The following is a 26906-nucleotide window of genomic DNA, read 5'->3' as shown; positions in this document are numbered from 1 at the left end:
CAGAGGTCACTCTTCAAAATATTTTTATAATTCATAAAGGGGCAAATAATGAATAATAGTTTCGATACCCAACATCAGCTCACAATAAACGGTGAGCAATATCATATTCATTCTCTAAAAGGACTTGGCGACAAAGCGAAACGATTGCCCTTTTCCTTAAAAGTACTACTTGAAAACCTTCTTCGTAACGAAGATGGCGTAAATATAAAAGAACAAGACATTCAAGCCCTTCTTAATTGGGATCCTCAAGCAAAGCCTGCATCTGAAGTTGCCTTTACCCCCGCCCGTGTTGTTATGCAAGATTTTACCGGCGTACCAGCTATTGTAGATTTAGCCGCGATGCGTGACGCAATGGAAAAGCTAGGTGGAGATCCTGCAAAAATAAACCCGTTATCGCCTGCTGAACTTGTGATTGACCATTCGGTACAAGTAGATGGTTATGGTAATGATGGTGCATTTGATTTAAATGCCAAGCTTGAATATGACCGAAATAAAGAACGTTACGAATTTTTACGCTGGGGACAAACCGCTTTTGATAATTTAAAAGTAGTGCCACCAGCAACCGGTATTGTTCACCAAGTGAATTTAGAGTATTTAGCCCGTGTTGTTTTTAATGAAGAGCGCGATGGCAAAAAATTCGCTTACCCAGACACCCTCGTAGGTACCGACTCTCATACAACCATGATTAATGGCTTAGGTGTACTTGGTTGGGGCGTAGGCGGTATTGAAGCCGAAGCGGCTATGCTTGGTCAGCCAATTAGTTTATTGATTCCACAAGTAGTCGGTATGAAGCTAAGCGGCAGATTACCTGAAGGTACAACCGCAACCGATTTAGTATTAACAGTAACCGAAATACTGCGTAACCATGGTGTAGTGGGTAAATTTGTAGAGTTTTATGGTGACGGCCTTGCCGACCTACCACTTGCCGATAGAGCAACCATAGCGAATATGGCACCAGAATACGGCGCTACGTGTGGTATTTTCCCGATTGATGATGAAACCATTAACTACCTTCGCTTAACAAACCGCGACGAAAAACACCTAAAGGTAATTGAAGATTATGCTAAACACCAAGGTTTATGGCGTAATGATGGCGACGAAGCAAGCTACACCGATACACTCGAACTTAAATTAGACGATGTTGTACCAAGTCTTGCAGGCCCTAAACGTCCACAAGATAGAATTGCCTTAAACGAAGCTGGCAAAGTTATTGGCGATCATTTAAAAGGCTTCCAAGACGAACGTATGGCTCGTCGTGATAAAAGCGATGAAGAACAAGCTCGTATTGAGAGTGAAGGGCCGACAACAAATCCAGATGAGCCAGTTAACGAAGCGCAGTTTATGGGTGCCGCTAAGGTTAAATTTAAAGGCCAAGAGTTTGAGCTAAACGATGGCGCTTGTGTTATTGCCGCAATTACCAGCTGTACCAACACCTCTAATCCAAGTGTTATTTTAGCTGCTGGTTTGGTTGCTAAAAAAGCGAAACAGTTAGGCATTAATGTAAAACCTTGGGTTAAAACATCACTTGCTCCAGGCTCAAAAGTAGTTACCGACTACCTAGAAAAAGCAGGCCTGATGGATGACCTAGAAAGCCTAGGCTTTAACTTAGTTGGCTACGGCTGTACTACGTGTATTGGTAATTCAGGGCCACTTGCCACTGAAATATCAGACGCTATTCAAAAACATAAATTAGTGGTTAGCTCTATTTTATCGGGTAACCGTAACTTTGAAGGGCGTATTCACCAAGATGTTAAAATGAACTTTTTAGCCTCTCCTCCGCTTGTCGTAGCTTATGCCATTGCAGGTAGAACCGATATTGATGTATACAACGAACCCCTTGCTCAAGATGCTAACGGTAACGATATTTACCTTAAAAACATTTGGCCAAGCGTTAAAGAAGTAAGTGACTTAGTTAAAGAAACCGTAACTAAAGAAATGTTTGAAAAAAGCTACGCTAACGTTTACGAAGGCGATAGCCGTTGGCAGCAAATTAAAATACCGGATGGCAAACTTTACGATTGGGATGATGCATCTACCTACATTAAAAAAGCACCCTTTTTTGATGGTATGAAAGTAGAACCACCGGGCATTCCTTCTATCGAAGGTGCACGTTGCTTAGCTAAACTTGGGGATTCAGTAACCACTGACCATATTTCTCCAGCGGGTGCTATTAAAGCAGAAGCGCCAGCAGGTTTATACTTGCAAGAGAAAGGTGTAGATAAAGCGCAATTTAACTCGTACGGCTCACGCCGTGGTAATCACGAAGTAATGATGCGAGGAACGTTCGCTAATGTGCGCCTTAAAAACTTACTAGCTCCTGGTACTGAGGGCGGCGTAACACGTACTCAACCCAGCGATACGCTAGAGAGCATTTATGATGCAGCAATGGAGTATCAAAAAAATAATACTCCACTCATTATTTTAGCGGGCAAAGAATATGGCACGGGTTCATCTCGTGACTGGGCTGCTAAAGGTTCACTTTTATTAGGCGTTAAAGCCGTTGTAGCACAAAGCTATGAACGTATTCATCGCTCTAACTTAATTGGTATGGGTGTATTACCGCTGCAATTTAAAGAGGGTGAAAGCTACGAGACACATGGGTTAACAGGGCAAGAACAATTTGATATTGATGGCCTGTACGATAAAACCGATGAAGTTACCGTTATTGCCACAAATGCCGAAGGTAAAAAAGTAACCTTGAGTGCAGACGTACGTATTGATACCCCTAAAGAGTGGGATTACTACAAACACGGCGGCATTTTACAATATGTACTGCGTAATATGCTCGACTAACAAAGACAGTAGTTAATCATTTAAAAGCCCAGCTTAGTAATAAGCTGGGCTTTTTTATATGTGTTGTTTGTTGTCTTAAATCAATGCTAAGCATTTAAAGCGTGCCTACTGAGGTAACTATGTCGCAAACAATGATAATTAGGCTGCTTAAAACATCAATAATGCTTGGGTTGTGCCTTATCGTGACTGGCCATACTTTAATTGTGTCGAACTACTTTACTGTCGAGCATGGTATTAAAGGAATAATTACAACGGCGGCATGCATTGCTGTAGGCGTGCTGCTGTCGCTTCCCACTAAAATATATTCAACAGTATTATTGATGGAAGCCGAAAAACGTTATTTAAAAAACCATAAAAGCACTCACTCTAAATAATTAAAGTGCACTTAAATTATTAATTTCTTTATTACGTTTTTCTAGTTTGTCTTTTACATTTTCGGCGTCATTAAATAGCTTTTTAACCGAATCTGGGTTCAAAATACTGATCCCCTCTGGTGCAGCCGATATTGTGTTTGGAGTTGAAGAGATATTTAAAATAGACGTGTCTTCTGCAGCAATAACTGTAATATCTTTAGGATCGAGTTTTACTTCAATACTTTTTACATGCGGGTTAGGTGTATCAGAAAAGTGCCATTGGCCTGTTTCGTCTTGCCACTTAAAAATTTTACCACTTGAGGTAGCATTTGCAGCAATTGGTTCATCAGAAATACTGCTCGCAATTTTATCGCCAGCTTGCTTAACGCCCAACACTGCTTGGTCCAAAGTACTGCTAGATAGCGCGACCATTTTTTCTTTAATTTGCTGAGATTCACTGCTAATTGATGATGCAGAAAGCCATGTTTGACCATTGGGCTTTTTTAAATAAAACAAAGAGATGACTGCAATAGCCATGATTGATATAGCTAAGTAGGTAAAGTATTTCATAGCGTTCCTGCTTTAATTAATCCTTTAATGTCTTGAGTCTAATAAAAAATACTTAATTAGGCAATTTTTTGTACCCGAATAAAAGAAAATAAAAACGCAGCCGAAGCTGCGTTTTTATTTGCGATTTAACTACATCGTAGTGACGTTAAATACCGTCACCATCCATGTGTAGTCCGCACTCTCGGTTTAAACCAAAAAAGCGAGTTTCTTCCTCTGTCATTCCTGGTTCTAACTTACGTGTTGTATGTACGTCACCCATCGACACATAACCTTGTTCCCATAATGGGTGGTAAGGTAAATCATGCTTAGTCAGGTACTGATACACGTCGCGGTTAGACCATTCAATAATCGGGTACACTTTAACGGTACCACGGCTTATTTCTACAAACTGTTTATCAGCACGTGTAGATGATTGATCGCGACGCAAACCACTAAACCACGTGCCCGCTTCTATCTCTTTAAGTGCGCGGGTCATCGGCTCAACTTTATTAAGCTGGTTATATTGCTTAATGCCGTCCTCGCCTTGCTCCCACAACTTACCAAACTTAGCTTCTTGCCATGCAGGGCTTAGCTGCGCTCTATACACCTTTAAGTTAAGTGATAAACGCTCACTCATTTGTTCAATAAACTGATACGTTTCAGGAAATAAATAGCCTGTATCGGTTAATACAACGGGAATATCTGGACGTTGTGAGGTCATTAAATGCAGCATTACTGCCGCTTGAATACCAAAGCTAGATGATAAAAAAGCCGTATTAGGCAAGTTATCAAGCGCCCATGCAACACGCTGTTCTGCGCTCATATTCGCTAGCAAACCATTAGCATCAGCTAACATAGCCGCTTGGCTTTGTTTATCTAGCTGTAAAATGTTTTTAAATTCACTCATGGTAAATTCCAAACCTCACCAGCGCTTTGGCGCTGGTATTTAATTAAGCGTGAAAATCGGTTACTGATACTTTTACTTCAGCAACTATGCCTTTGCGTATAACAAAGTCACCAAAACACTCACCTTCGTTACGCTCTTTTGCCCATTGCCCAATGAGCTTATCGAATGCTTCTAGGTAAACGTCTTCGCCTACGTTCTCAAGGTACAATTTAGGAATACGTGTACCTTCTAAATTACCACCTAGGTAAACGTTGTACTTACCTGGGCCTTTACCCACTAAACCAGCTTCTGCAAGCATTGCGCGGCCACAACCGTTAGGGCAACCTACAACGCGCATAATAATGCTGTCATCTGGTATACCGTGCTTGGCAAGTAATGCTTCAGTTTTTTCTACTAGGCTTGGTAAGTAACGCTCTGCTTCGGCCATTGCAAGTGGGCACGTTGGCAGTGAAACACACGCCATAGAATTTTTACGCTGCTGCGAATCTTTGTCGTCAATCAGGCCATGACTACGAGCAATTTCTTCAATCACGGCTTTTTGATCTGCAGGTACGCCAGCAATAATTAAGTTTTGGTTTGCCGTCATACGCATGTCACCTTGGTGAACTTCTGCAATTTTACGACAACCTGTTTTAAGCGGTTTGCCTGGGTAGTCTAAAATACGACCACTTTGAATGAATAGCGTTAAGTGATGCTTACCATCAATGCCTTCAACCCAACCAATGCGATCGCCTCGGTGAGTAAACTCAAACGGACGACTTGGTGCAAACGTAACGCCTGAGCGTTTTTCTACTTCTGCTTTAAATACATCAACACCTACACGGTCTAGTGTGTATTTAGTTTTTGCATTTTTACGGTTTGAACGATTACCCCAATCGCGCTGCACAGATACAACATGCTCTGCAATTTTTAAGGTATCTTCTAGCGTAATAAAGCCAAAGTCATCAGCCTTACGCGGATAAGTTGCTGTATCGCCGTGCGTCATGGCAAGGCCACCGCCCACTAATACGTTAAAACCAACAAGCTTGCCGTTATCAGCAATTGCCACAAAGTTTAAGTCATTCGCATGCACATCAACTTCGTTATTAGGCGGAATGGTTACCGTTGTTTTAAATTTACGCGGTAAGTAATTAGACCCTAAAATTGGCTCTTCTGTGGTTTCTGCTTTTTCGCCATTTAACCAAATTTCGGCATACGCTTTCGTTTTTGGTAATAAATGCTCAGAAATTTTTGCAGCCCAGTCATAAGCTTCTTGATGTAACTCAGACTCAACTGGGTTAGTAGTACAAAGCACATTACGGTTAACGTCACCCGCTGTAGCAATAGAGTCTATACCTACGCTATCAAGCATTTGGTGCATGCCTTTAATATTAGGCTTTAGCACACCATGAAACTGAAACGTTTGACGCGTTGTTAAACGAATACTGCCGTAGCTTGTTTTGTCATCTGCAAACTTATCGATTGCTAGCCACTGCTCTGGCTTAATAATACCGCCAGGCATACGTGCACGTAACATTACATTATGTAGCGGCTCTAGCTTTTGCTTAGCACGCTCACCACGTATATCGCGGTCATCTTGTTGGTACATGCCATGAAAACGAATTAGCTGAAAGTTGTCGGCAGTAAAACCACCGGTAATCTCGTCTTTTAAATCTTTTTCTATGGTGCCACGTAAAAAGTTACTTTCTCTTTTCAAACGTTCGTTATCAGAAAGTTTTACGTTTTTATCTTGTTCGCTCATTTTAAATCCTAAATTTGTTACAGTGACGGCTGTTAGCTGTTAAATAAAATAAGAAACGTGATTAATACACGTCTTTCTGATAGCGGTTTGCGCTACGCAAATCTTTTAAGTATTGCTCTGCGTCTTCGTTACTCTTACCTGTGTTTTCTTTAACGATATCAAGCAAGGCGTTGTGTACATCTTTTGCCATACGATTTGCATCGCCACAAATATAAAAGTGAGCGCCAGCTTCTAACCATTCAAACACGTCTTTACTGTTACTGCGTAATTTGTCTTGTACGTATACTTTTTCGGCTTGGTCGCGGCTAAATGCTACATCTACTTTGTTAAGTAAACCCGATTTTAAATAACCCTGTATTTCTACTTGGTATAAAAAATCTTGAGTAAAATGTGGGTTACCAAAAAACAACCAGTTTTTGCCTTGTGCTTCACGCGAATCACGCTCTTGTAAAAATGCACGGAACGGCGCAATACCGGTACCTGGGCCAACCATGATCACAGGTGTATCATCGTTAGTAGGTAGGCGGAAATTATCGTTGTGTTCGCTAAATACTTTAACTTTACAACCTTCTTCAGCACGACGAGTTAAGTAACCAGTACAGCCACCTAAATGCTCGCTATCAAATGCATCAAACTGCACTAGACCTAGTGTTAAGTGTACTTCGTCTTCAACTTCGCTTTGGCTAGATGCAATTGAGTACAAACGAGCTTGTAGTTTACGTAAGCAATCTACTAATGTTTGCGCATCAAGCTTTGCTGGGTTTTGGCGAATCACATCATATATTTGACGAGGCTCAATGTATGCGCGCATTGCAGTTTTATCTTCAACTAGTTTAAGTAGCTCTGGCGTGCCCGTAGCAGTTGCATATTTTTCTACAAAACCAGGGTATGACTGAGTCAGCTCTAGTTTTTCAATAAGTGCATCGCGTACGCTTAGCTCTTCATCACCTACTTTTACAATGCTTGTTGCATCAATTTGAGTAAGTGTAAGTACTTCATCAACTAATACATCGTCATTTAAAAAGTACACACCTAATGAATCACCAGGCGTGTAAGTAATGTCAGAACCTTCAAGCGAAATTTCAACATGGCGTACATCTTTAGTTGAGTCGCGACCGGTAATTTTTTGAACAGTTAATAGCTCTGCTTCAAATGGATTTTGTTTTGTATATTGGCTTGCTGCAGAGGTTGGAGCGCCAAATGGCATTGATACAACTTGACCACCAGCGGCCTCTTGTTGCGCTTTTAAATCAGGTTCGAATGCGTCAATTGCGCCCGCAATCCATGTTGCAGCTTCTTCTTCATAATCTACATCTAAATCAGCACGTTGATATATGGTCTGTGCACCTAGTTTATTTAAACGCTCTTCAAAGTCTTTTGCTGTTTGGCAGAAAAACTCATAGCTAGAATCACCTAAACCAATAACGGCTATTTTTACATCGTCTAGTTTTGGTGCTTTTTTAGTTGCTAAAAATTCATAGAGTGTTTCTGCGTCTTCTGGTGGCTCACCTTCACCGTAAGTAGATACAACGATGGTTAAAAACTTTTCTTTTTTCAGGGCTGTTGGTTTGTAATCTGACATGCTAACCAATTTAACCGCTAAGCCGCGCGACTCAGCCTGCTCTTTCATTTTGCTTGCTACGCCTTTTGCGTTACCCGTTTGCGAACCATATAAAATAGTTAGCGCTGCAGCATCTCCTGCAGCCGGTACGCCAGCAGTAGGAGCACCTAATGCAGCTGAGTTAGCATTAGCGGCTAAGTAACCACTTACCCACGCTTGTTGAATTGGATTAAGTTCAGCCACTAAACCTTGCAGCTTTTGTACTTGATCTAGCGATAGCGGGCTTGCCGCAGCATTTAGTTGACCTAACAACATGAATCGATTCCCCATAACACTGAAAATTAAACACAACACACTTTGTGTATTGTTAAAAATGAGTTTTACCTCATCCAGAGCGTATCTGTTGAGGTTTTCTAAGTTAGTAGGATAACGGGCTCAGCATAGATAAAAAAAGAATAGAATCTGCTTTGATATTCCATTTAGTTATTAATTTATAAAAATACCTTCAAAAACAGATTAAAGACTTATTATTGCTTTTTACTGCACTTTAAGTTAACAATTTTGTAACCTAACTAATGTAGGGTATATTCTTCATTCAAAATAAAAATAGGAACAACTATGTTACACGGGAAATATAAAAATAAACTACTTAGTACCGCTTTGTTACTTGGCTCATTACCTGTAATGGCCAATGTAGCTAATGGCGGATTTGAACAATGGTCAGGTAATACACCTAGCTCTTGGAGCACTATTGATAGCGGAATCAGCTTAACGCGCTCAACTAGTACAGTTAAAAGCGGTAGTAGCTCTGCTGCTGTCAATGTAACAACAGGATCGCAAAGTAACACTGATTTACTACAACAGGTTGCTGTAGAAGCGGGTAAAACCTATAACTTTTCGGCTGATGTTTACCACACCGAAGGTAAAATTAAAGCGCGCTTATATGTAGATGGCTATCAAGGCTATTCAAATCAAGCACAAACTAACCAATGGCAAACAATTAGCCATAGCTATACAGCAAGCAGTGATAAAACAATTAGTATTGGGCTTAGGTTTTACGATGTAAGTGGATTTGATGGCAGCGAAACCGTATACGTAGATAACTTTTTACCAAATACTGATGGCAACGCATCAACAAGTTGCACCGACAATAGCCTTACCTTAACGCTTAACACCGATAATTACGGTAGCGAAACTAGCTGGGCCGTTAATAACAATCAAGGTAGCGCTGTTGCTAACGGCAGTGGTTACGCATCAAACACTCAGTATGATGAGCAAATATGCCTAACTGATGGTACTTACACACTTGTTTTTAGCGACAGCTACGGCGATGGCATGTGTTGTTCAACAGGTAGTGGCAGTTATGCGCTTAAGCAAGGCTCTACCGCACTTGCTAGCGGTGCAAGTTTTAATAATACAGACAGCACGGCATTTACTTTAGGTAGTGGCTCTGGTGATGGCGGCGGGACCAACCCAACACCCACTGGCTACTATGTTACTGCTCAAGGGTTATCAGGTTATGCACTAAAAACTGAGCTTTATAATATTATTAAAGATCATAATGCACAGGGTTACTCGGCTATTTGGAATTTTTACGACTCATCTGCACGTGATAAATACTTTGAAAACGATAACAGCATTTTAGATATGTATAGCGAGAAACCAAACGGCTCAGATAGCTACAATTATACTGCGGTGAGTGACCAATGTGGTAACTATAGTGGAGAAGGCGGCTGTTACAACCGTGAGCATTCATTTCCTAAAAGCTGGTTTGGCGGCACTATTGAGCCAATGAACTCAGATGTGCATCATATTTACGCAACCGACGGTTATGTAAACTCAAAACGTAGTAACTTCCCATTTGGTGAAGTAGCAAGCGCTTCATTTACATCAACCAACGGAAGTAAATTAGGCTCTGCCGCAAGTTCATTAAATTACTCAGGTACTGTATTTGAGCCAATTGACGAATTTAAAGGTGACTTTGCTCGCGCTTATTTTTACATGGCAACGCGCTACGAAAATGTAATAGGCACTTGGCAAACCAAAACGACCTCAAGTAATGCAGTGCTTAATGGTTCAAGCAACCAAGTATTCGAGAACTGGGTTGTAGCCATGCTGCTTAACTGGCATAACAGCGATCCTGTAAGCCAAATGGAACTTGACCGTAACCAAGCAGCCTTTGAATTTCAAGGTAATCGTAACCCGTATATCGACCATCCTGAATTTGTAGAAATGATTTGGTAAAAGTTAGCAGTTAAAACATAAGCCTTTGCAATTGCAGAGGCTTTTAACCTTTAGTGTGTAATATTTTTTAAAAATATGATGATTTAAGCTAATTATAAGAAACAGTTGCGATAAGTGACTTTTCAGCTCTGTTTTTCATCAACGTTAAAAGTGAATGATGAAAATCTTGAAATATCACCTCTCCCCATATTCGTGAATAAATACCAAAATTTGTATTGTCTTGCACGGTCGTTTTTAACGTTAAAATTGTATTGCCGCTTTTATCTTCACTTAGCTGATAACCACCGTAAAGTGGAGAAAAGTATTCACCGCCAAGTTTTACGTGTTTATCGAGTGCGTCATCGGGAATAGCATCTGGGTCTATGTCAAATCTATAAAGCATCTGTTTATTTGGTTGCCAGTCCGTAATAACTTCTTTAAATATAACCCCTTTTTGCCAAGTACTTGTGCGAACAGCGCCTATACCGCTTGCATTCATACTTGCCTTTAATGGCTTTGGTACACCAATTAATTGAGTGAGTGAAAAAGGCACTTCCTGTGGTTTTATATCACTCACATTAGCTAACTGTTGCCACACAACATTGATGGGCGCGTTAATAGTTATTGAATTTGTTACTTCGTATGTTTTTGATAAATTTAAAAAATTAACTTCAATAGGTGAGAGCAATATAGGTAACAACGCGATTGATAATAAAGAACTATTCGCTTTTTTTATTTCACGCTTTCTAACAAAACCCGCAAGTAATCCACCAATGCTGGCAAAAAACATAAAAGCAGGCAAAGCCATAGCCACACAAATACTGCCTTCAAGTAAAGTAATTACACTTACAAATAAAAAAACAAAAATAGGCTGCCAAGCAATCGTGACCATTTGCCTTTTAGTTAAGGTTTTTGAGCTCTTAAATTCAAAGTGAACACGAATATAACCAATTGCAACGGGCACTAAAAACATAAATGATATAGAGACTAGGCTACTTAAATTATAAGTATCAAGTAGCTCTATAAACAGCCGCATAAATATGCCGTAAAGCGTACCAAGTAAAATACCAATTGATTTAGGGGAGTTGAGTTGCATGTCTATTCTTTATTGTTATTAACAATCAGAAAGTAACAGAAGTATTATTCCACCACAAATAAAACAATATTAACGGCTCCTGCAAGCAAATAGCTTGAAATAAAACGGCTTTCACAGCCACTAAGACTAAAGGATAATAACCTGCCATTAACACTATTTCCCGCTATAAACAGTGATCAAATTCTTTAAAAATAAAAACAAGCCATTGATTTATAGTAATTTTAAATCATTTTGTGTAGTTTTATAATTTTTAACGTAAAGCTGATTGTCAGATTAACTGTATTAAAAACAACCATGCACGACCTTTTGCCTATACATAGCAGCCCAAAAGCTGATCTACCCTGCATGTTCAATATTCATTTGCTTTAACAAAAGCCGTATTTATTTGATTAAGCAACAATGTTGCAGGAGAACGCATGCAAACTACACCACCCGGTGATGCACCATCAAACACGCACAAGAATGCTCAAAGCTACGAGCAGCTTCACAAACCGAGTTCAGAGTTTAATACTCGCGACGAGTATCTCGAACATGAATTACAGATTATGCAGCCTAAACGCTGGCGTCCTAATTTACCGTTTAGAGATTACCGATTTGAATTTGAAGACACCATTCCAGCAATGGCGGGCACTATTGGTAAAGTCGTTATGGTGGGTGCTATTGCGGCAACATTTGCAGCGCCTCTTGGATTAAGCGATGCCTTTGTTTTAGAAAATGTACGTTATGAATTACTCATTGTTTCTATTTTTATCATTTTATTTTCAGGCTTTATTTTACCCACGGCCAACTTAGCCGGTACTCACGGCCCGCTTATTCCGTTAATTCCTATTGTTGTTGCTGCTGGCGGTCACCCTATGGCGTTTGGCTTACTCATTGGTGCCTTTGGTTTTATTTTGGCCATAACCAAAGGAGGAAGTATGCTCGCGCGCCTAACCAGTAAAGGTGTATGTGGCGGGCTACTCATTTATTTAGGCTTTATTGGTACTATTTCGCAGGTTAAAAAGCTGTTTGCCTGGGCTGAGGCCATTGATATGGCGCATATTGCGTTTATTGTTATTTTAGCCACCATTTTATTGTATGCGCTATTAGAGCACTTTAAAAAGCGCTGGTTAGCTGTGCCGTTAAGCTGCCTTATTGGTGGCGTGGTTGCCTTTGCTTTAGGTGCACCGTTTGAGTTTCATACTGCTCCGGGTTTACCAAATATGAACCCCGCTTACTGGTGGGGCGAAAACACGGGTTGGATGCTTGGCCTGCCAACGCTTGAAAGCTTTGTGGTTGTACTCCCATTTGCAGTGCTCGCCGTTGCTATGTGGTCACCTGATTTTTTAGGTCATCAAGTATTTCAAAAAATAAGCTATCCGCAACGTACTGAAAAAGTACAAATGAATATCGACGACACCATGCTGAGCGCATCGGTTAGACAAACATTTGGCTCACTTGCTGGTGGTGCTAACTTTACCTCATCGTGGGGAACCTACATTGTACCTGCTGCTATTGCTAAACGCCCTATTCCGGCTGGCGCCATTTTAACAGCCGTATTTTGTATTATTGCTGGTTTATGGGGTTACCCAATGGATTTAGCCATTTGGCAACCTGTGCTTTGTGTAGCGCTTATTGTAGGTGTGTTTATTCCGCTACTTGAAGCTGGCATGGAAATGACGCGCGAAGGCAAAACAACGCAATCAGCCGCTATTGTGGTATTTGCCTCAACCTTAGTTAATCCGGCTTTTGGTTGGTCGCTTACTATGTTACTTGATAACTTAGGGCTTATTGGCTGTAAAGAACGTAGCGCAGAGCTAACTAAAATGAGCCGCTGGGTGATTCCACTTATTATGTTTTTGCTACTTACTACTGTAATGGCAATTGTAGGCATGTTACCTGGTATACCTGCGTTAATGGCTGACTTTAGACATTAAGCCTTAGGTACTGAACCTAATATTTACCCACAAAAAAGCACGGCAATTGCCGTGCTTTTCAATACGTGATTTTACTATATACAAGTTAAACAATTACTGCCAAGGGCGCTCAGCTGCTAGTTGTTTTTCAAACGCATCAATCTGTGGGTTTAGTGTTTCGGTTACACCAATAAAATCTAAGCCACTTAATAGACGCTCTTTTACGTCTTTACGAATATCAAAACTAATTGGTGCAAACTTACTGCTTGTTAGTGTTTGATTTTCAAGGTCGATTTCAATGTTAATATCGTCGTGCTGCTCGCTAAGTACAAACAATTGCTCAAGCGTGTCGGCAGGTAACGCAATGGCTAACATTTGGTTGTTACCACAGTTATTAAAGAAAATATCTGCAAAGCTTTCAGCTAAAATAACTTCAAAACCATATTGCTTAAGTGCCCATGGCGCGTGCTCGCGAGATGAGCCACAACCAAAGTTATCGCGCGTTAATAATATTTGCGCGCCTTGGTAGCATGGGCGATTTAAAATAAAGTCAGGGTTTGGCTCACCGTTATCTAGGTAACGCCAATCATAAAACAAGGCAGCATCAAAACCTTCGCGGCTAGTTGATGTTAAAAACTGCTTAGGAATAATTTGGTCAGTATCTACATTGTTTTTATCAAGTGGAGCCATTAAGCCACTAAAAAATACGCTCATTATGCTTCTCCTCTAATATCAACAAAGTGACCATGTATTGCAGCGGCTGCCGCCATTGCAGGACTAACTAAATGGGTACGCCCGCCACGACCTTGGCGACCTTCAAAATTACGATTAGAAGTAGATGCACAACGCTTGCCTGCTTCTAGGCGGTCATCGTTCATCGCTAAACACATAGAACAACCTGGTTCGCGCCATTCAAAGCCAGCGGCTTTAAAAATATCAGCTAAGCCTTCGTCTTCCGCTTGTTTTTTAACTAAGCCCGAGCCCGGTACAATTAATGCCTCTATGCCGGCTACAACTTGCTTGCCTTCAACAATTTTTGCAGCAGCGCGTAAGTCTTCAATGCGGCTATTTGTACATGAGCCAATAAATACCGTGTCTACTTTCGCGCTTGATAATTTATCGCCCGCTTTTAAGTCCATGTATTTAAGTGCGCTGCGAATGGCATCAGCTTTAATTAAATCTGGCTCTTTATCTGGATCGGGTATGCACTCATCAACACCAATTACTTGCTCTGGGCTTGTGCCCCAGGTAATTTGTGGCTGAATGTCGTCAGCATTTAGCTCAACAACTAAATCAAAGTGTGCGCCTTCGTCTGTTTTTAAGGTTTCCCAATATTCAACGGCTGCATCAAAATCTGCGCCTTTAGGTGCAAACGGACGACCTTTTAAATAATCATAAGTAATTTGGTCAGATGCAATTAAACCCGCTTTTGCACCCATTTCTATGCTCATATTACATAGCGTCATACGGGCTTCCATTGAAAGCGCTTCAATGCCTGCACCACAAAACTCTGCTACATAGCCTGTGCCACCAGCAGTACCTAACTTGCCAATTACCGCCATAATTAAATCTTTAGCCGTAACTGTTGGACGCAATACACCGTTAATTTGAATTTTTAACGATTTCGCCTTTTTTTGCTGTAGCGTTTGCGTTGCTAATACGTGCTCAACCTCAGACGTACCAATACCATGCGCTAATGCGCCAAACGCACCATGCGTAGAAGTATGGCTATCGCCACATACAATGGTTGTGCCTGGCAAAGTAATACCTTGCTCTGGGCCCATTACGTGCACAATGCCTTGGTTAATTGAGTTTAAATCGTAAAGTACAATACCAAACTCTTTACAGTTTTTATCAAGCGCCATTAATTGATTTTTAGATACTTCGCTTGCGGCATCAAGTGATCGGCTCTTAGTCGATACGTTATGATCCATCGTTGCAAAGGTTTTTTCTGGGCAACGTACAGTACGGTTTTTTTCACGTAGACCTGCAAAAGCCTGCGGAGAAGTAACTTCATGCACTAAATGGCGGTCAATATAAAGTAAGTCGGTTTGCTCATTTATGCTGGCAACGGTATGTGCTTGCCAAATTTTGTCGTATAACGTTTGGGCCACTTGCTAATTCCCTAATCTGTTTGAGTTGCAGCATAACGGTGCTGCAACTTTAATATGTTATTAAATGCGTGAAACGATAGCGGCTGCCACATCGCTTGTGCTGTAACCTGCATTTGGATATATATCTGGTGTGCCAACGCCTGCTTCTACGGCTTCTGCTACTGCTTTTTCAATCGTGCGAGCAGCTTCGTCTTGCCCTAGCGAGTAACGTAGCATTAATGCGGCACTTAAAATTTGTGCTATTGGGTTTGCAACGCCTTTACCTGCAATATCTGGTGCTGAACCGCCTGCTGGCTCGTACAATCCAAAACCCGATTGATTCAAGCTTGCCGAAGGTAATAAGCCCATTGAGCCTGTGATCATCGCGCACTCATCTGACAAAATATCGCCAAATAAGTTATCGCAAAGTAGTACGTCAAATTGGCTAGGCTGTTTAACTAACTGCATAGCGGCGTTATCTACGTAAATGTAATCTAGGCTTACTTCTGGGTAGTCTTTGCTTACTTCGGTGACTACTTCGCGCCATAATACGCTTGATGCAAGTACGTTTGCTTTATCAACAGAGGTAACATGGTTACTACGTAGTTTTGCAGCTTCAAAAGCAAAACGAGCAATACGTTCAATTTCTTTACGCGAGTATGTTTGCGTATCAAAAGCAGCTTCTTCAGCGCCTTCGCCGCTACGGCCTTTTTCGCCAAAATAAATGCCGCCGGTTAGCTCGCGCACACATAAAATATCAAAACCTTTTTCGCTAATATCAGCGCGAAGTGGTGACGCTGCACTTAATGCAGGTAATAACTGTGCAGGGCGCAGGTTACAAAACAAACCAAAGTGCTTACGAAGCGGCAATAACGATGCGCGCTCAGGCTGCTCGTTTGGTGGTAGGTTTTCCCATTTAGGACCGCCTACCGAACCAAATAAAATAGCATCAGCGTTTTCACACGCTGCAAGTGTGCTCTCTGGTAATGCTTTACCAAATTCATCAATTGCTGCGCCACCAATTGCATAATGCTCACGGTTCAGGGTAAAACCAAACTTATTGCTCACAGCATCAAGTACTTGTTCTGCTGCTGCCATCACTTCTGGACCAATACCGTCGCCAGCTAATACGGCAACGCTGTAGTTTGTTTTACTCATCCTGCTTTCCTTTGTTGTTTTAAATCAGACACTTTTTGTGCACGATAAATTAAGTTATAAACACGGATCATGGCGCGTACCGACGCTTCAACCACATCCGCTGCAATGCCCGCACCGTGGTAAGGTCGGCCATCGTATTTAGCTATAATATTTACTTGGCCTAATGAGCTTGCACCTTGACCTGTCGCTTCTAAGTTATATTCAATCATTTCAACGCTCATACCGGTTAAGCGCTCAATAGCTGCAAACGAAGCTTCTACTGGGCCATTACCTGTCGCGGCTTCTTGTTTAGCTTCGCCATCAATTCGCATTCCAATGGTAGAGCTTGCTACCGATTGTGAGTTAGAGGCTGAGTTAACAAATTCTAATTGGTATTTTTCGTCTTTGTCGTTAATTTGATTAAAGTAAATCATCGCCTCAAGGTCGTAATCGTATACAGTGCCTTTTTGGTCAGCCAATTCAATGAAGCTTTTGTATAAGCCATCCATATCGTAATCAGATTTTTGATAGCCTAACTCTTCTAAGCGATGCTCAATAACATGACGACCCGAACGCGAAGTCATATTTAATTGGTTGCTTGGCACACCAACGCTTTCTGGCGACATAATCTCATAAGTATTTTGCGCTTTTAATACACCATCTTGGTGAATGCCAGAGCTATGTGCAAAGGCGTTTTCGCCAACAATCGCTTTATTTGGTTGTACTGGCATATTACAAATTTTAGCCACTTGACGAGATGCGCGGTAAATTTCTTCACTTTTAATATCGGTGTATACTTTTAAGTGGTCGTGGCGCATTTTCATAATCATCGCCACTTCTTCAAGCGAGCAGTTACCAGCCCGCTCACCAATGCCATTGATAGTACACTCAATTTGGCGCGCACCGGCTTGCACTGCGGCTACCGAGTTTGCTACTGCTAAACCTAAATCGTTATGGCAATGCACACTTAAGCGCGCTTTATCAATATTTGGCACGTTATTCATTAAATGACGGATCATCGCGGCGTATTCGTCTGGCGTTACAAAACCAACGGTATCTGGCAAGTTAATAGTTGAAGCCCCAGCATTAATTGCCTGCTCAACAATTTTACATAAATCCCAATGCGGCGTACGACCGGCATCTTCACACGAAAACTCAACATCATCAGTATAGTTACGTGCCAATTTAATTGATTTAACAGCCATTGCCGTTGCATCGTCTAGGCTCATACGTAATTTATGTTCAAGGTGCAAAGGGCTTGTAGCAATAAAAGTATGAATACGGCTTTGCTGAGCTGTGCGAAGTGCTTCGCCACAGGCTTCAATGTCTTTAGCAACTGAGCGTGCTAAACCACAAATAATCGGGCCTTTTACTTCGGTTGCAATACGTTGCACCGAGCGAAAATCAGCAGGGCTCGAAACTGGAAAACCCACTTCCATCACATCCACATTCAAGCGGCTAATTGTATGCGCTAATTGAATTTTATCATCTTCAGTAAGGCTTGCTTTAAGCGCCTGTTCGCCATCACGTAAGGTGGTATCAAAAATCCATACTTTATCTTGCTCTTGCATAACTGCCCCTCATTCCTATGTTACCCAAATTTCAATTAATCCCAGCCGCGAGATAAAAAAAACCCCGCAATTGCGGGGTTTTTAGTGTTCAACTCGATGCAAACACACTAATCCCCGCTCACTGACCATAGCAGTAAGAGGTTAAGTTTTAGTGTAATTAAACGAATAATATGCATCTTGTTTTCTTGTGTGTGTGTTCAGTGAAGCCTATTTTTAACATTACAAAGCGACGGAAGCAAGCATAAAAATTCCACAAAACACCTTTAAAACACAACCATAAAGAAAATAAAAACCAATAAAACTTAAATAACAAGATTAAAAATACCAAACACGTTTCTTGTCACCATAATTAAATCGGCTTTAAAGTGATCCCCGATTAGATAAGTTTTGTCACTTTTATTTGAGTTTATAAAGTAATCACATGTTTAATGATTAAAAAGTGCCATTACTCACTTTATGGCCGAAGGGCCGAAATGATTTGAGCCATATTGAACCTACCTTCACATCGATGGAATCGGTTTATTATTTTCAATATAACCAGTTAGTAGATACACCACAGGGCTGGCACTTCCTTTGCTAATATCGTGCATAATCAATACTACCTTTCTTGAGCTACTAAGTTTGTAATAGCGATAGGAGTTAAAGATCTCATACCCCATATATATTTTTCTTTTATTAACGTCTCTAACTGCTCATCTGTCACAATGTTTTTTGTTTTTATGACGCGCTCTGAAAGATAGAAACCTTTTTCATCACGCTCTTTTGAATGTTTTATTGTATACTCTAATAGGTAATCTTCTTCTGGAGAGAAAATAACACCATTTCCCTCCCCTTTTTCTGAGTGCTCTATTTCAGGGTTTGCAATATTCACCCAGTGGAAGTGAAAATCATCTCTACCATGCGTCATAAATGCTAAATACTTACCATCGGGTGAAATTCGGTGATTTCTCATCTCCCACGGACGTGGAAAACCAAAATTAACTTTGCGTACTACTTCACCATTAAACTTATGTATCCAAAAGCCATCGTGCTTTATGGCTAAAAATTCTTTATCGTCCGGGAGTAAAAACAGCTCATCTGAATAAATTATTTTGCGCTGTGTAAGTGTGGCTGTGGATACGTTGTAATTGTAATGTTTACCATCTGCATAAAAAATCACATTATCGCTATCTGAGGTCCAATTAAATGAAGGATGTCCTCCTCCACCTGACATGGTAATGAGTTTTTTTTCTTTGGTGTCGTATAACTGACGAGTCGCTCGGTCATTTATATAGCCCGAAATAGCGATATAACGGCTATCTGGTGAGCGAGCTACCTTATGCAGCCCAACAGGTCTGAACTCTATAAATACCTCTTCTGGAATTATGCGGCGCCTGTCTGAGCCATCTAACCGTGATGACCACAGTGTGCGCACATCACTGCCTTTATATTTATTCCAAAACATTAACCGCGGGGTTGAAAATGTATCTGCATCGCCATACACCTCTTCGCGTATTTCTAGTGGCCACTCAGGGTGGTTTTTATGCTCTTTAGCCCATGGGTATTTAGCAACATCAACGGCTGTTGTGTTTGTTGTACTTTGCGATGAGGGCTCTGAGCAACCAGTTAAAAACACAATTAAACTGAAAACTAATATAAAAACACAGTGCCTTTTTGGCGAAAACATTTAAATATCCTTTTTAAAAAACTCAATAAAAAAGCCCAAATTAATGGGCTTTTTTTGTATATTGTGGCTAATCACTTATTTTGCGTACATTGATTGCCTCTATACGCGCCTCATCTAAGCTGTTTGAATGTGTTTCAAACCACTCTTTAACTTCATCAACAGTCATGTCATTGGAGCTATAAAAGTCTTTTTGATAATCACTCAAGTGGGGCTCGAGTTTGTTATAGCGTTTACTCTTCATGGCTTTAGACCATGGCACGTTGCTGGTTATCGATTTCGGTAACTCCACCTCTAGACCAAAGCCATGGCTGTATGTATCGTCTAAAAACAAACCATCAACAGTACTAAAGTCGGCAACGCTTATTCCTGAATTACCAGCCGTTCTAAATTCTTTAAAACATAGTTTAGGTGATTCATCAACCGAGCCATTAGCGTTTATATCCACGTTACCGAAAGGGCGAATACCTTTTACGGTATTACCTTTAGGGGTTTTATAATCCAGTTTAAAACGTGCGACATACAAATGCTTTTTCTCAGTTTGGCCTTGCTTATCTAACTCAGCTTTTTTGTTATGCCAATTAAACAACGAGAGTACCTCTGGAGAATCATCTTTTAAAAATGAGATAAAATCGCGAAGTTGAAATTGCTCTTTAACTTTACGTCGTCTTGTTAGTTTATAGTGATTACCACGTATTTTGCCTCTGTTAAAACCACCTGTTAAAGAACGCTCAATTTCACCAATATTAATTAAATTACTGGGATAAGTAGGCCCTTGCAACTCACTGTCTTTGAGCCAACCCGACGAAATACCCGCCATACTCAAAGAGCAAGGAATAGTATTAGGGTTTAGGTTAATTAAATCTTTGCTGTAATTATCTTCAAGTAACTTATCAGCGGTTACCACGACAAACACTTCTATTTCAGTATCCCAATCATATTTTTTAATTTTAAGGCTATTACCGTGGCGAGTGATGGTAAGGTTGTTTTTATTTTCACTTGCCCAAAGCTCGCGCTTATAGAGCTCTTCATTAATAGTTTTTTTATAAGGTCCCTCTAAATACTCGTTGTTTAAATTCGCTAATGAGATAAATGGCGCGCCTTCGCCCCCAATTCTAATTGCCATAGTAACGGTTTTCTCACCATCAAATAACTCAGGGTAGGCAAAGCTTGAATCATAGCTCGTTAGATAGTCTTTAATTAACAGCGAGCTGTGTTTTTCTTTATCAACACTCACTAAAAAGTCATCTTCAATAAAACTAAATACCCCATCAAACTCAACAGGGCCTTGTGCAGGTGTTTGTTTAAGCGGTAAATCTTCACTCTTAGTGCCAGCCACCTGGCACGTGATTCTATAGCGCATATTATTTAGACGACCAGAGTCAGCATAGTCATCTGCGCTATTAATCCCGGGTAATAAAAAAGCTCCTTGGTGTGCGGTTGGCTTTATGCCTAAATACGTTTTAGGCCCAAGTTGATAAAATGGCTGAAATACACACCCAACCATCCCTATATAGCGCGATTCATCAAAACCGTCTTGACCTATAAACAGCTCATCTTTGGTCAACGCACGTGCAAGCTCTGAATACTTAATGCTGGTCACATCCCAGCCATCTATACGCTCCACTTCAAATGTGAGTGGTGCTATATGGGCCATTTTTTCATCAAACACCACCAGTACTCTAACCGGTGTAAATGGTGTAATTGACTCATCCCCTAAATCACTCATTAAATGCCATTTTTTAGTATTAATATCTTGGTAATACATCACACTACAATGATAGTTTGCCTCACCGTATTGCATCATTAAGGGGTCAAAAGTATCAATAAAGTTGTCAAGCTCATTGGTGCCTAAAGTATGAATCGGAAAATACTTTTGATACTGTGTTTGTAAATAACCTTGCAATGAAGACACTGGCGCTTTAGACATCATATAAAACCCAAGCGCAGGGCTAACCATGCCTATCAAACTTGATGTTGCTCTTTTATCATCCATTACTTGTACGTGGTTTTCGTATAACGTTTTACGATTACTTGCGGCGGTTAATTTAAAGTCTTGGTTTACACCGTAGGTTAATTGATATTCCTGCTCAGCGGCACCAGTGCTTTTCATGTTATTAACGTTTTCAACTAAGTTAACCCAAAAGGTATCCATTTTTATTACAGCGTTATCTATTAATGGATACGCCCACTCATCGCCGAGTAAAAAGTTTTCAATATAGGCCTGAATCTCTAATTTTTTTGCATTGTTAATGTAATCGTCTTTGCTGCTTGCATACACTTGCGCTCTTAGTAGTAAACCAACCAATCCCGCGATGGCTTCGGCTCGCACTCTGTATTGCGCCGCCCATAAAGTGCTATTAGCAATAGTATGGTTACTGTTCATTTCTGTTACTAAATCACGCATTAATGCTTGATTAGCGCTGCTTCGTTCGCTTTGCTGTTTTTGCCTATCATCAACTGCTAAATATTGTTTGCATATATTATCTGTCATTACTTCATCAGCTAAGGCAGCAACGCCACGAGTAACAACAGGCGCTGCGCCTACCACCGCTTTAGCAAGCCCAATTGAACGTGCCACAAGCGCGGTATGAGGTATTACACTTAATACAGCAAGCGCAGTGTCAAGTGCGGCCATTAATGCTTTGTCGCCCTCTTTTGAGCGTGCGATTTTTTTCTCAACACTTAAGCTACGGTAACGTTCTAAATTATTCAGCCCCTCACGAGAAGCACTTACAGCAAGGCTACTGACAATATAAGCCTTAAGGCTTACCCGCCGGTTAATTTTGCGTTGGCTTTCTGAGTCGTTATCAACCAAGTTCTCAAGCATGCCGTACCCATATACCCGCATGCGAGATTCAACTTGGTTATGATCCATACCGCGGCTAATCATCTGCTCAGCTAAAATAGTTTTAACAGCCTCAGCGCGCCTTAAAGACAGTTTTTTATTATATTCAACGCCTCCGATATCACAGGTATACCCCGAAATATCAACCATTGCATCAGGGTTTGCGAGCAGCCCTTCAACAATAATTTGGCTACGCGATATTATTTCATTTTGGTACTGCTCACTCACAACGTCACTATCAAGTTCAAACTGGCTTTGAATAACTACATCGTGGCTTACTTCGCGCTCGCTTAAACGGGCAAAATAATCATCAGCTACTCTTTTATAATGATTAACACTAGTGTTTAAAGTGTTTTTCGCCTTACCAAAGTACGATATGGTCGCCTCACTAAACGCGCTAATACTTACAGCTAAATCAACGGTATTGATAGACTTATCTAATACGTTGAGTACGCGCGCAGGCACACCTAACGTATCACCGAAGGTATTATTGAATTGCCGTTCCTGATTATCAGTTAAACCACCGTTAGCTAAACTAAAAGGTAAGAAGTATTTGCTTAATGCATCGCTTGTTGTCAGGTCACTGGGGTTAATTAACGCCTCCCTCATTTTAGCCCACGCATCAACACCGCTATCAAGTGCAAAGGTAGCATCAAGCATTGCCGATACTGCAGGGTCTTGGTTTGTTTGAAAGTGGGTATGCAGCGTTTTAGCAACTAACTTGGCAAATTTCCCTCGGTTATCATGGTGTACGCCATCGGCATCAACATATTGCTGCATGTCGGCAACTAAAAAGCCCGCAGCAAGGCTGGCGCGGGTTTTAGTTAACTCCCAATTTGTACAGTAATCTAAAAAGCCACTGGCAATTGCCGTGGGTTTGCTATTCGGCATTTTGGCATCGGGCGAGCCATATTCAGGCAAGCCTTTTTTTGGCTCATTAGGATCAAAAGCCGCAGGAGCAGAGGCCGTGTTTTTTGCAAAGTTAATTAAGTGGGTGTAATAACTCGGAAACTGCTTAATCAATGACTCTTCAACAGAAATTGGGTCGCAGTTAATAATATCAAACTCACCGGCCTCGTTTTGAATATCAAAATGCAACATTTCACTGATTTCGTAATAAGGGGTGCCACTGTTATCATAGCTCAGAGCGTTTTGGCTCCAACGGGTATTTTGTTCGTCTAATTCAAGTTTATCTAATTTAACGCGTATCTTATATAAACCAGCACTCAGCTTTTGATCATTATGATTAATTACAGCGGTGTAAACTGTAGAACCATCAACTTTTTTAAACTTACCTTCTATTGGCGCGTTCGTTCCTTTGATAATTTCAACGTTAACATCATCTGCTAGCGGAATTGATTGATTAACATTAAGTAATAATGCCCGTGTTTTAGGTATAACATAACCATAAATATGGGTTACCTTGCTCTTAATAATGTGGTCGTTATACCAATCGCTGTAGATTTTATCTTTATTATTAGTGTCGGGGCGTTTTAAATCTGCAACTGCAATCTGTTGATAGCTAAGGTTATTAGTTTTACCCTTATAGCTTTCTAGTTGAGTTTTAAATGCATCAAACCACTTATCACCTTGGCTTGCACTTAACAAGCTTATCGCATCAACTGGCGGCACAATAATAGGTCGGGTTTTATGGGCATGAAACGGTGTGCGTGTTGTTAACTGTTTGTCATCAACAGTTTCTAACACCGCACCTTCATCACTACTTAATAGTATTGGTGTGGCTTCATTGCTATCAGCCACCACCACACGGTTAAACAGTGGAGTGAGCTTACTGATTGGCTCCCCCCCATTAACATAACCCGTGAGTAAATACGCTTTAGGAAAACTAGATTGCCCTTTATCAAATTGCTCTGTCATTGTTCATCCTTGATATTAAACACGCCAAAAATACGCAAAGTTCCCATGCCCCAAATATTACTTTCTTTAAGCGGTATTTCTTTTTCTTGCTTAGTGATTAAATCCAATTCAATAAAGTAATAATCAGGGTATGGGCGGCCGTTCCCCATTAGCTCTGTCGAATCTCTTGATGCGGGACTAAACACTTTATTTTTTTTATTTGAGAAAAAAAACGTCCCTGCTTTCCTTGGTAGTATAATGCGCTTACTCGGATCTGATAAATTAATCCAGTAATTTTTAGGGTATCCAAGTCCCTCTGATACAAAATAAATATAATCACCGAAGGGGGATACTTTTAAATACTTCATAGTAAATTGAGTATTAAAGCCTAAATCGACCTTCTCTATCACATCGCCATTAAAGTCATGTAACCAATATTTATTTTTTTTATCGGCTAAAAAAGTTTTGCCGTCTGGTAATAAATACAAGCCATTAGAGTAAATAATTGGCCGCTCAGTGAGCTTTTTTGTAGGCACATGGTAGTTGTAATGCTTACCACTGGCGTAAAAAATTACATTTTCACTGTCTTTAGTCCAATTAAAATGGGCATAGCCATAGCCTTCGCTCATTAAAATAAACTGCTGGGTTTTGGCATCCCAAATCTCACGTGTATAGCCAAGTTCATTGTTGTACATTGATATTGCGATATACCGATTATCTGGCGAACGCACCGGTTTATGACCATCGACCATATTCTTACCCGTAAATACGCTTTCTGGAATAATCCTGCGCCTGTCAGAGCCATCCATGCGTGCTGAAAACAACGTTTCTATACCTATCCACTCAATCTCAGCTCTAAATAAAACCCGCGGAGTTGAAAACGTTTCTTTATCGCCATACACCTCGTCGCGCACTTCTTTAGGCCACTCAGGATGATATGTATGCCGATATGCTCTTTTATCTTTACTAAATCGACTGGGTTGCTCTTCAACAGCTTGTTTAGCAGGTGGAGCAGGCTCCTCACCACAGCCAGTTAATAGCAATGTAGCGACACTTAGTAACATTATTACTGCACGGCGTGAAAATGACTTAGTTAACAGCGGCGTTATTGGTGAGTTTTTTACTGAGATTAATGACATCAATAGTCCTTGATTGTACGGTGTAAATTGGTCGTAGAGGCAACAATGCGAAGCGTGAATGGGGTAGTTTTATGAGCATGAAACGGTGTGCGTGTTGTCAACTGCTTGCCATCAACTGCCTCAAGCACGGCGCCTTCATCACTGCTTAATAGTATTGGTGTGGCTTCATTACTATCAGCCACCACCACACGGTTAAACAGCGGGGTAAGCTTACTGATTGGCTCCCCCTTATTAACATAACCAGCGAGTAAATACGCTTTAGGAAAACTAGATTGCCCAGTATAAAATTGCTCTGTCATTGTTCATCCTTGATATTAAACACGCCAAAAATATATATTGACCCCATTCCCCAAATATTACTTTCTTTAATTGGTATTTCTCGTGTTTGCTGAGTATTTAAATCAAATTCATAAAAAAAGTCATCTATATAATACTGACCATTCCCCATTAAATCAGTCGAATCTTTAAACCCTTTACTTAACACTTTATTTTTTTTATCTGAGAAAAAATAACCCCCTGTTTTGAAAGGTTTTGTAATGCGCTTACTGGGGTCTGATAAATTAACCCAGTAATATTTAGGGTATCCAAGCCCCTCTGATAAAAAAGAAATATAATCGCCGAAAGGGGATACTTTTAAATACTGCATCGTAAATTGGGTGTTAAAGCCTAAATCAACCTTCTCAATCACGTCACCATTAAAGTCATGTAACCAGTATTTATTTTTTTTATCGGCTAAAAAAGTTTTACCGTCTGGCAATAAAAACAAGCCATTAGAGTAAATAATTGGCCGCTCAGTAAGTGTTTTAGTGGGTACGTGGTAGTTATAATGTTTACCACTGGCGTAAAAAATCACATTTTCACTGTCTTTAGTCCAATTAAAATGGGCATGGCCATAACCTTCACTCATTAAAATAAACTGTTGGGTTTTGGTATCCCACAGCTCGCGGGTAAAACCGTGATCTGTTGTATCCATAGATAAAGCAATGTACCGGTTATCAGGAGAGCGCTTTGGCGTGTGGCTACCAATAAGCCCCCTACCTTCAAAGGCAGTTTCGGGGATAATGCGGCGCCTATCTGAGCCATCCATACGGGCTGAAAACAGCGTTTTCTTTTTCATCCATTCGACTTTCGCGTTAAATAAAATACGCGGGGTTGAGAATGTTTCTTCATCGCCATACACCTCGTCGCGCACCTCTTTAGGCCATTCAGGGTGGTATGTATGACGATACGCCAATTTGTCTTTACTAAATCGGCTGGGCTGTTCTTCAACAGCTTGTTTAGCAGGTGGAGCAGGCTCCTCACCACAGCCAGTTAATAGCAATGTAGCGACACTTAGTAACATTATTACTGCACTGCGTGAAAATGACTTAGTTAACAGCGGCGTTAAAAACGGTTTAAATCGGGCTGTGTTTTTTGAGATTAATGACATAGGTAATCCTAGTATATGCAGTGTGAATTTATTAATGGATTTCTCTTATAA

At 40.6% G+C, this 26906-nt stretch carries 18 protein-coding genes; 4 read left to right on the top strand and 14 right to left on the bottom strand.

Features of this window, described 5'->3' with window-relative positions:
- Window positions 1–48: 48 nt before the first annotated feature.
- Window positions 49–2793: an aconitate hydratase AcnA gene (gene acnA, locus H5118_RS12580; RefSeq protein WP_182749021.1), complete on the top strand. Its 2745-nt coding sequence runs from the start codon at window positions 49–51 to the stop codon at window positions 2791–2793.
- Window positions 2794–2912: 119 nt separating this feature from the next.
- Complete coding sequence (locus tag H5118_RS12575) at window positions 2913–3167, top strand: hypothetical protein (RefSeq protein WP_182749020.1); 255 nt, start codon at window positions 2913–2915, stop codon at window positions 3165–3167.
- Here H5118_RS12575 and H5118_RS12570 read toward each other — a convergent pair whose 3' ends face one another.
- The 4 genes from H5118_RS12570 to H5118_RS12555 all read right to left on the bottom strand — a co-directional run bounded on the left by H5118_RS12570 (window position 3168) and on the right by H5118_RS12555 (window position 8219).
- Window positions 3168–3716 (bottom strand): DUF4124 domain-containing protein, encoded by a 549-nt coding sequence (locus H5118_RS12570; protein WP_182749019.1) that lies wholly within the window; start codon window positions 3714–3716, stop codon window positions 3168–3170. It lies immediately after the preceding gene.
- A 145-nt stretch (window positions 3717–3861) separates the two neighbouring features.
- Window positions 3862–4602 carry a phosphoadenylyl-sulfate reductase gene (locus H5118_RS12565; protein WP_002961106.1) on the bottom strand — a complete coding sequence of 247 codons (741 nt, stop codon included), beginning with the start codon at window positions 4600–4602 and terminating at the stop codon, window positions 3862–3864.
- Between the two features lie 43 nt (window positions 4603–4645).
- On the bottom strand, window positions 4646–6343 hold the full coding sequence (gene cysI / locus H5118_RS12560) for an assimilatory sulfite reductase (NADPH) hemoprotein subunit (RefSeq protein ID WP_182712457.1): 1698 nt from the start codon (window positions 6341–6343) through the stop codon (window positions 4646–4648).
- A gap of 61 nt (window positions 6344–6404) precedes the next feature.
- Window positions 6405–8219, bottom strand: a complete 1815-nt coding sequence (locus H5118_RS12555) for an assimilatory sulfite reductase (NADPH) flavoprotein subunit (protein ID WP_182749018.1) — start codon at window positions 8217–8219, stop codon at window positions 6405–6407.
- Between the two features lie 303 nt (window positions 8220–8522).
- Between H5118_RS12555 and H5118_RS12550 the strand changes: the two genes are divergently transcribed.
- Window positions 8523–10148, top strand: coding sequence for an endonuclease (locus H5118_RS12550; RefSeq protein ID WP_182749017.1), 1626 nt, complete (start codon window positions 8523–8525; stop codon window positions 10146–10148).
- A gap of 88 nt (window positions 10149–10236) precedes the next feature.
- On the opposite strand, the gene H5118_RS12545 is transcribed toward H5118_RS12550, so the two are convergent.
- Window positions 10237–11223 (bottom strand): hypothetical protein, encoded by a 987-nt coding sequence (locus tag H5118_RS12545; RefSeq protein ID WP_182693232.1) that lies wholly within the window; start codon window positions 11221–11223, stop codon window positions 10237–10239.
- A 416-nt stretch (window positions 11224–11639) separates the two neighbouring features.
- Here H5118_RS12545 and H5118_RS12540 point away from each other — a divergent pair, with 416 nt between their 5' ends.
- The gene (locus tag H5118_RS12540; RefSeq protein WP_182693233.1) at window positions 11640–13139 is read left to right on the top strand and encodes a DUF3360 family protein; all 1500 of its coding nucleotides are present in this window, start codon (window positions 11640–11642) and stop codon (window positions 13137–13139) included.
- Window positions 13140–13232: 93 nt separating this feature from the next.
- Here the strand turns inward: H5118_RS12540 and leuD are convergent, their stop codons facing one another.
- The 9 genes from leuD to H5118_RS12495 form a co-directional block, all read right to left on the bottom strand.
- Complete coding sequence (leuD, locus tag H5118_RS12535; protein WP_002961095.1) at window positions 13233–13832, bottom strand: 3-isopropylmalate dehydratase small subunit; 600 nt, start codon at window positions 13830–13832, stop codon at window positions 13233–13235.
- Window positions 13832–15232, bottom strand: coding sequence for a 3-isopropylmalate dehydratase large subunit (gene leuC, locus H5118_RS12530; RefSeq protein ID WP_039488648.1), 1401 nt, complete (start codon window positions 15230–15232; stop codon window positions 13832–13834). The genes leuD and leuC overlap by 1 nt, the downstream gene beginning before the upstream one ends.
- A 60-nt stretch (window positions 15233–15292) precedes the next feature.
- Window positions 15293–16369 carry a 3-isopropylmalate dehydrogenase gene (gene leuB, locus H5118_RS12525; RefSeq protein WP_002961092.1) on the bottom strand — a complete coding sequence of 359 codons (1077 nt, stop codon included), beginning with the start codon at window positions 16367–16369 and terminating at the stop codon, window positions 15293–15295.
- Window positions 16366–17919 carry a 2-isopropylmalate synthase gene (gene leuA / locus H5118_RS12520; RefSeq protein WP_008171909.1) on the bottom strand — a complete coding sequence of 518 codons (1554 nt, stop codon included), beginning with the start codon at window positions 17917–17919 and terminating at the stop codon, window positions 16366–16368. The genes leuB and leuA overlap by 4 nt, the downstream gene beginning before the upstream one ends.
- Before the next feature lie 598 nt (window positions 17920–18517).
- A complete protein-coding gene (locus H5118_RS12515) occupies window positions 18518–19585 on the bottom strand; it encodes a hypothetical protein (RefSeq protein ID WP_182749016.1) in 1068 nt (355 codons plus the stop codon).
- A gap of 67 nt (window positions 19586–19652) precedes the next feature.
- On the bottom strand, window positions 19653–24308 hold the full coding sequence (locus tag H5118_RS12510; RefSeq protein ID WP_182749015.1) for an OmpA family protein: 4656 nt from the start codon (window positions 24306–24308) through the stop codon (window positions 19653–19655).
- Window positions 24305–25426, bottom strand: a complete 1122-nt coding sequence (locus tag H5118_RS12505) for a hypothetical protein (protein ID WP_182749014.1) — start codon at window positions 25424–25426, stop codon at window positions 24305–24307. Before H5118_RS12505 ends, H5118_RS12510 begins: the two co-directional genes overlap by 4 nt.
- Window positions 25426–25725, bottom strand: coding sequence for a hypothetical protein (locus H5118_RS12500; protein ID WP_182749012.1), 300 nt, complete (start codon window positions 25723–25725; stop codon window positions 25426–25428). Before H5118_RS12500 ends, H5118_RS12505 begins: the two co-directional genes overlap by 1 nt.
- Complete coding sequence (locus tag H5118_RS12495) at window positions 25722–26855, bottom strand: hypothetical protein (RefSeq protein WP_182749010.1); 1134 nt, start codon at window positions 26853–26855, stop codon at window positions 25722–25724. Before H5118_RS12495 ends, H5118_RS12500 begins: the two co-directional genes overlap by 4 nt.
- Between the last annotated feature and the right edge of the window lie 51 nt (window positions 26856–26906).

The organism is Pseudoalteromonas sp. SR41-1, from assembly GCF_014164015.1.
Lineage (GTDB): Bacteria > Pseudomonadota > Gammaproteobacteria > Enterobacterales > Alteromonadaceae > Pseudoalteromonas > Pseudoalteromonas distincta.
Note: the sequence above shows the minus strand (reverse complement) of the source record. Positions and strands in the feature narration are given on the sequence as shown.

Excerpts from the sequence above, each read along its gene's own strand:
- acnA (WP_182749021.1), top strand. The coding sequence starts at position 49 with ATGAATAATAGTTTCGATACCCAACATCAGCTCACAATAAACGGTGAG.
- H5118_RS12575 (WP_182749020.1), top strand. The coding sequence starts at position 2,913 with ATGTCGCAAACAATGATAATTAGGCTGCTTAAAACATCAATAATGCTT.
- H5118_RS12570 (WP_182749019.1), bottom strand. The coding sequence starts at position 3,716 with ATGAAATACTTTACCTACTTAGCTATATCAATCATGGCTATTGCAGTC.
- H5118_RS12565 (WP_002961106.1), bottom strand. The coding sequence starts at position 4,602 with ATGAGTGAATTTAAAAACATTTTACAGCTAGATAAACAAAGCCAAGCG.
- cysI (WP_182712457.1), bottom strand. The coding sequence starts at position 6,343 with ATGAGCGAACAAGATAAAAACGTAAAACTTTCTGATAACGAACGTTTG.
- H5118_RS12555 (WP_182749018.1), bottom strand. The coding sequence starts at position 8,219 with ATGTTGTTAGGTCAACTAAATGCTGCGGCAAGCCCGCTATCGCTAGAT.
- H5118_RS12550 (WP_182749017.1), top strand. The coding sequence starts at position 8,523 with ATGTTACACGGGAAATATAAAAATAAACTACTTAGTACCGCTTTGTTA.
- H5118_RS12545 (WP_182693232.1), bottom strand. The coding sequence starts at position 11,223 with ATGCAACTCAACTCCCCTAAATCAATTGGTATTTTACTTGGTACGCTT.
- H5118_RS12540 (WP_182693233.1), top strand. The coding sequence starts at position 11,640 with ATGCAAACTACACCACCCGGTGATGCACCATCAAACACGCACAAGAAT.
- leuD (WP_002961095.1), bottom strand. The coding sequence starts at position 13,832 with ATGAGCGTATTTTTTAGTGGCTTAATGGCTCCACTTGATAAAAACAAT.
- leuB (WP_002961092.1), bottom strand. The coding sequence starts at position 16,369 with ATGAGTAAAACAAACTACAGCGTTGCCGTATTAGCTGGCGACGGTATT.
- leuA (WP_008171909.1), bottom strand. The coding sequence starts at position 17,919 with ATGCAAGAGCAAGATAAAGTATGGATTTTTGATACCACCTTACGTGAT.
- H5118_RS12515 (WP_182749016.1), bottom strand. The coding sequence starts at position 19,585 with ATGTTTTCGCCAAAAAGGCACTGTGTTTTTATATTAGTTTTCAGTTTA.
- H5118_RS12510 (WP_182749015.1), bottom strand. The coding sequence starts at position 24,308 with ATGACAGAGCAATTTGATAAAGGGCAATCTAGTTTTCCTAAAGCGTAT.
- H5118_RS12505 (WP_182749014.1), bottom strand. The coding sequence starts at position 25,426 with ATGTCATTAATCTCAGTAAAAAACTCACCAATAACGCCGCTGTTAACT.
- H5118_RS12500 (WP_182749012.1), bottom strand. The coding sequence starts at position 25,725 with ATGACAGAGCAATTTTATACTGGGCAATCTAGTTTTCCTAAAGCGTAT.
- H5118_RS12495 (WP_182749010.1), bottom strand. The coding sequence starts at position 26,855 with ATGTCATTAATCTCAAAAAACACAGCCCGATTTAAACCGTTTTTAACG.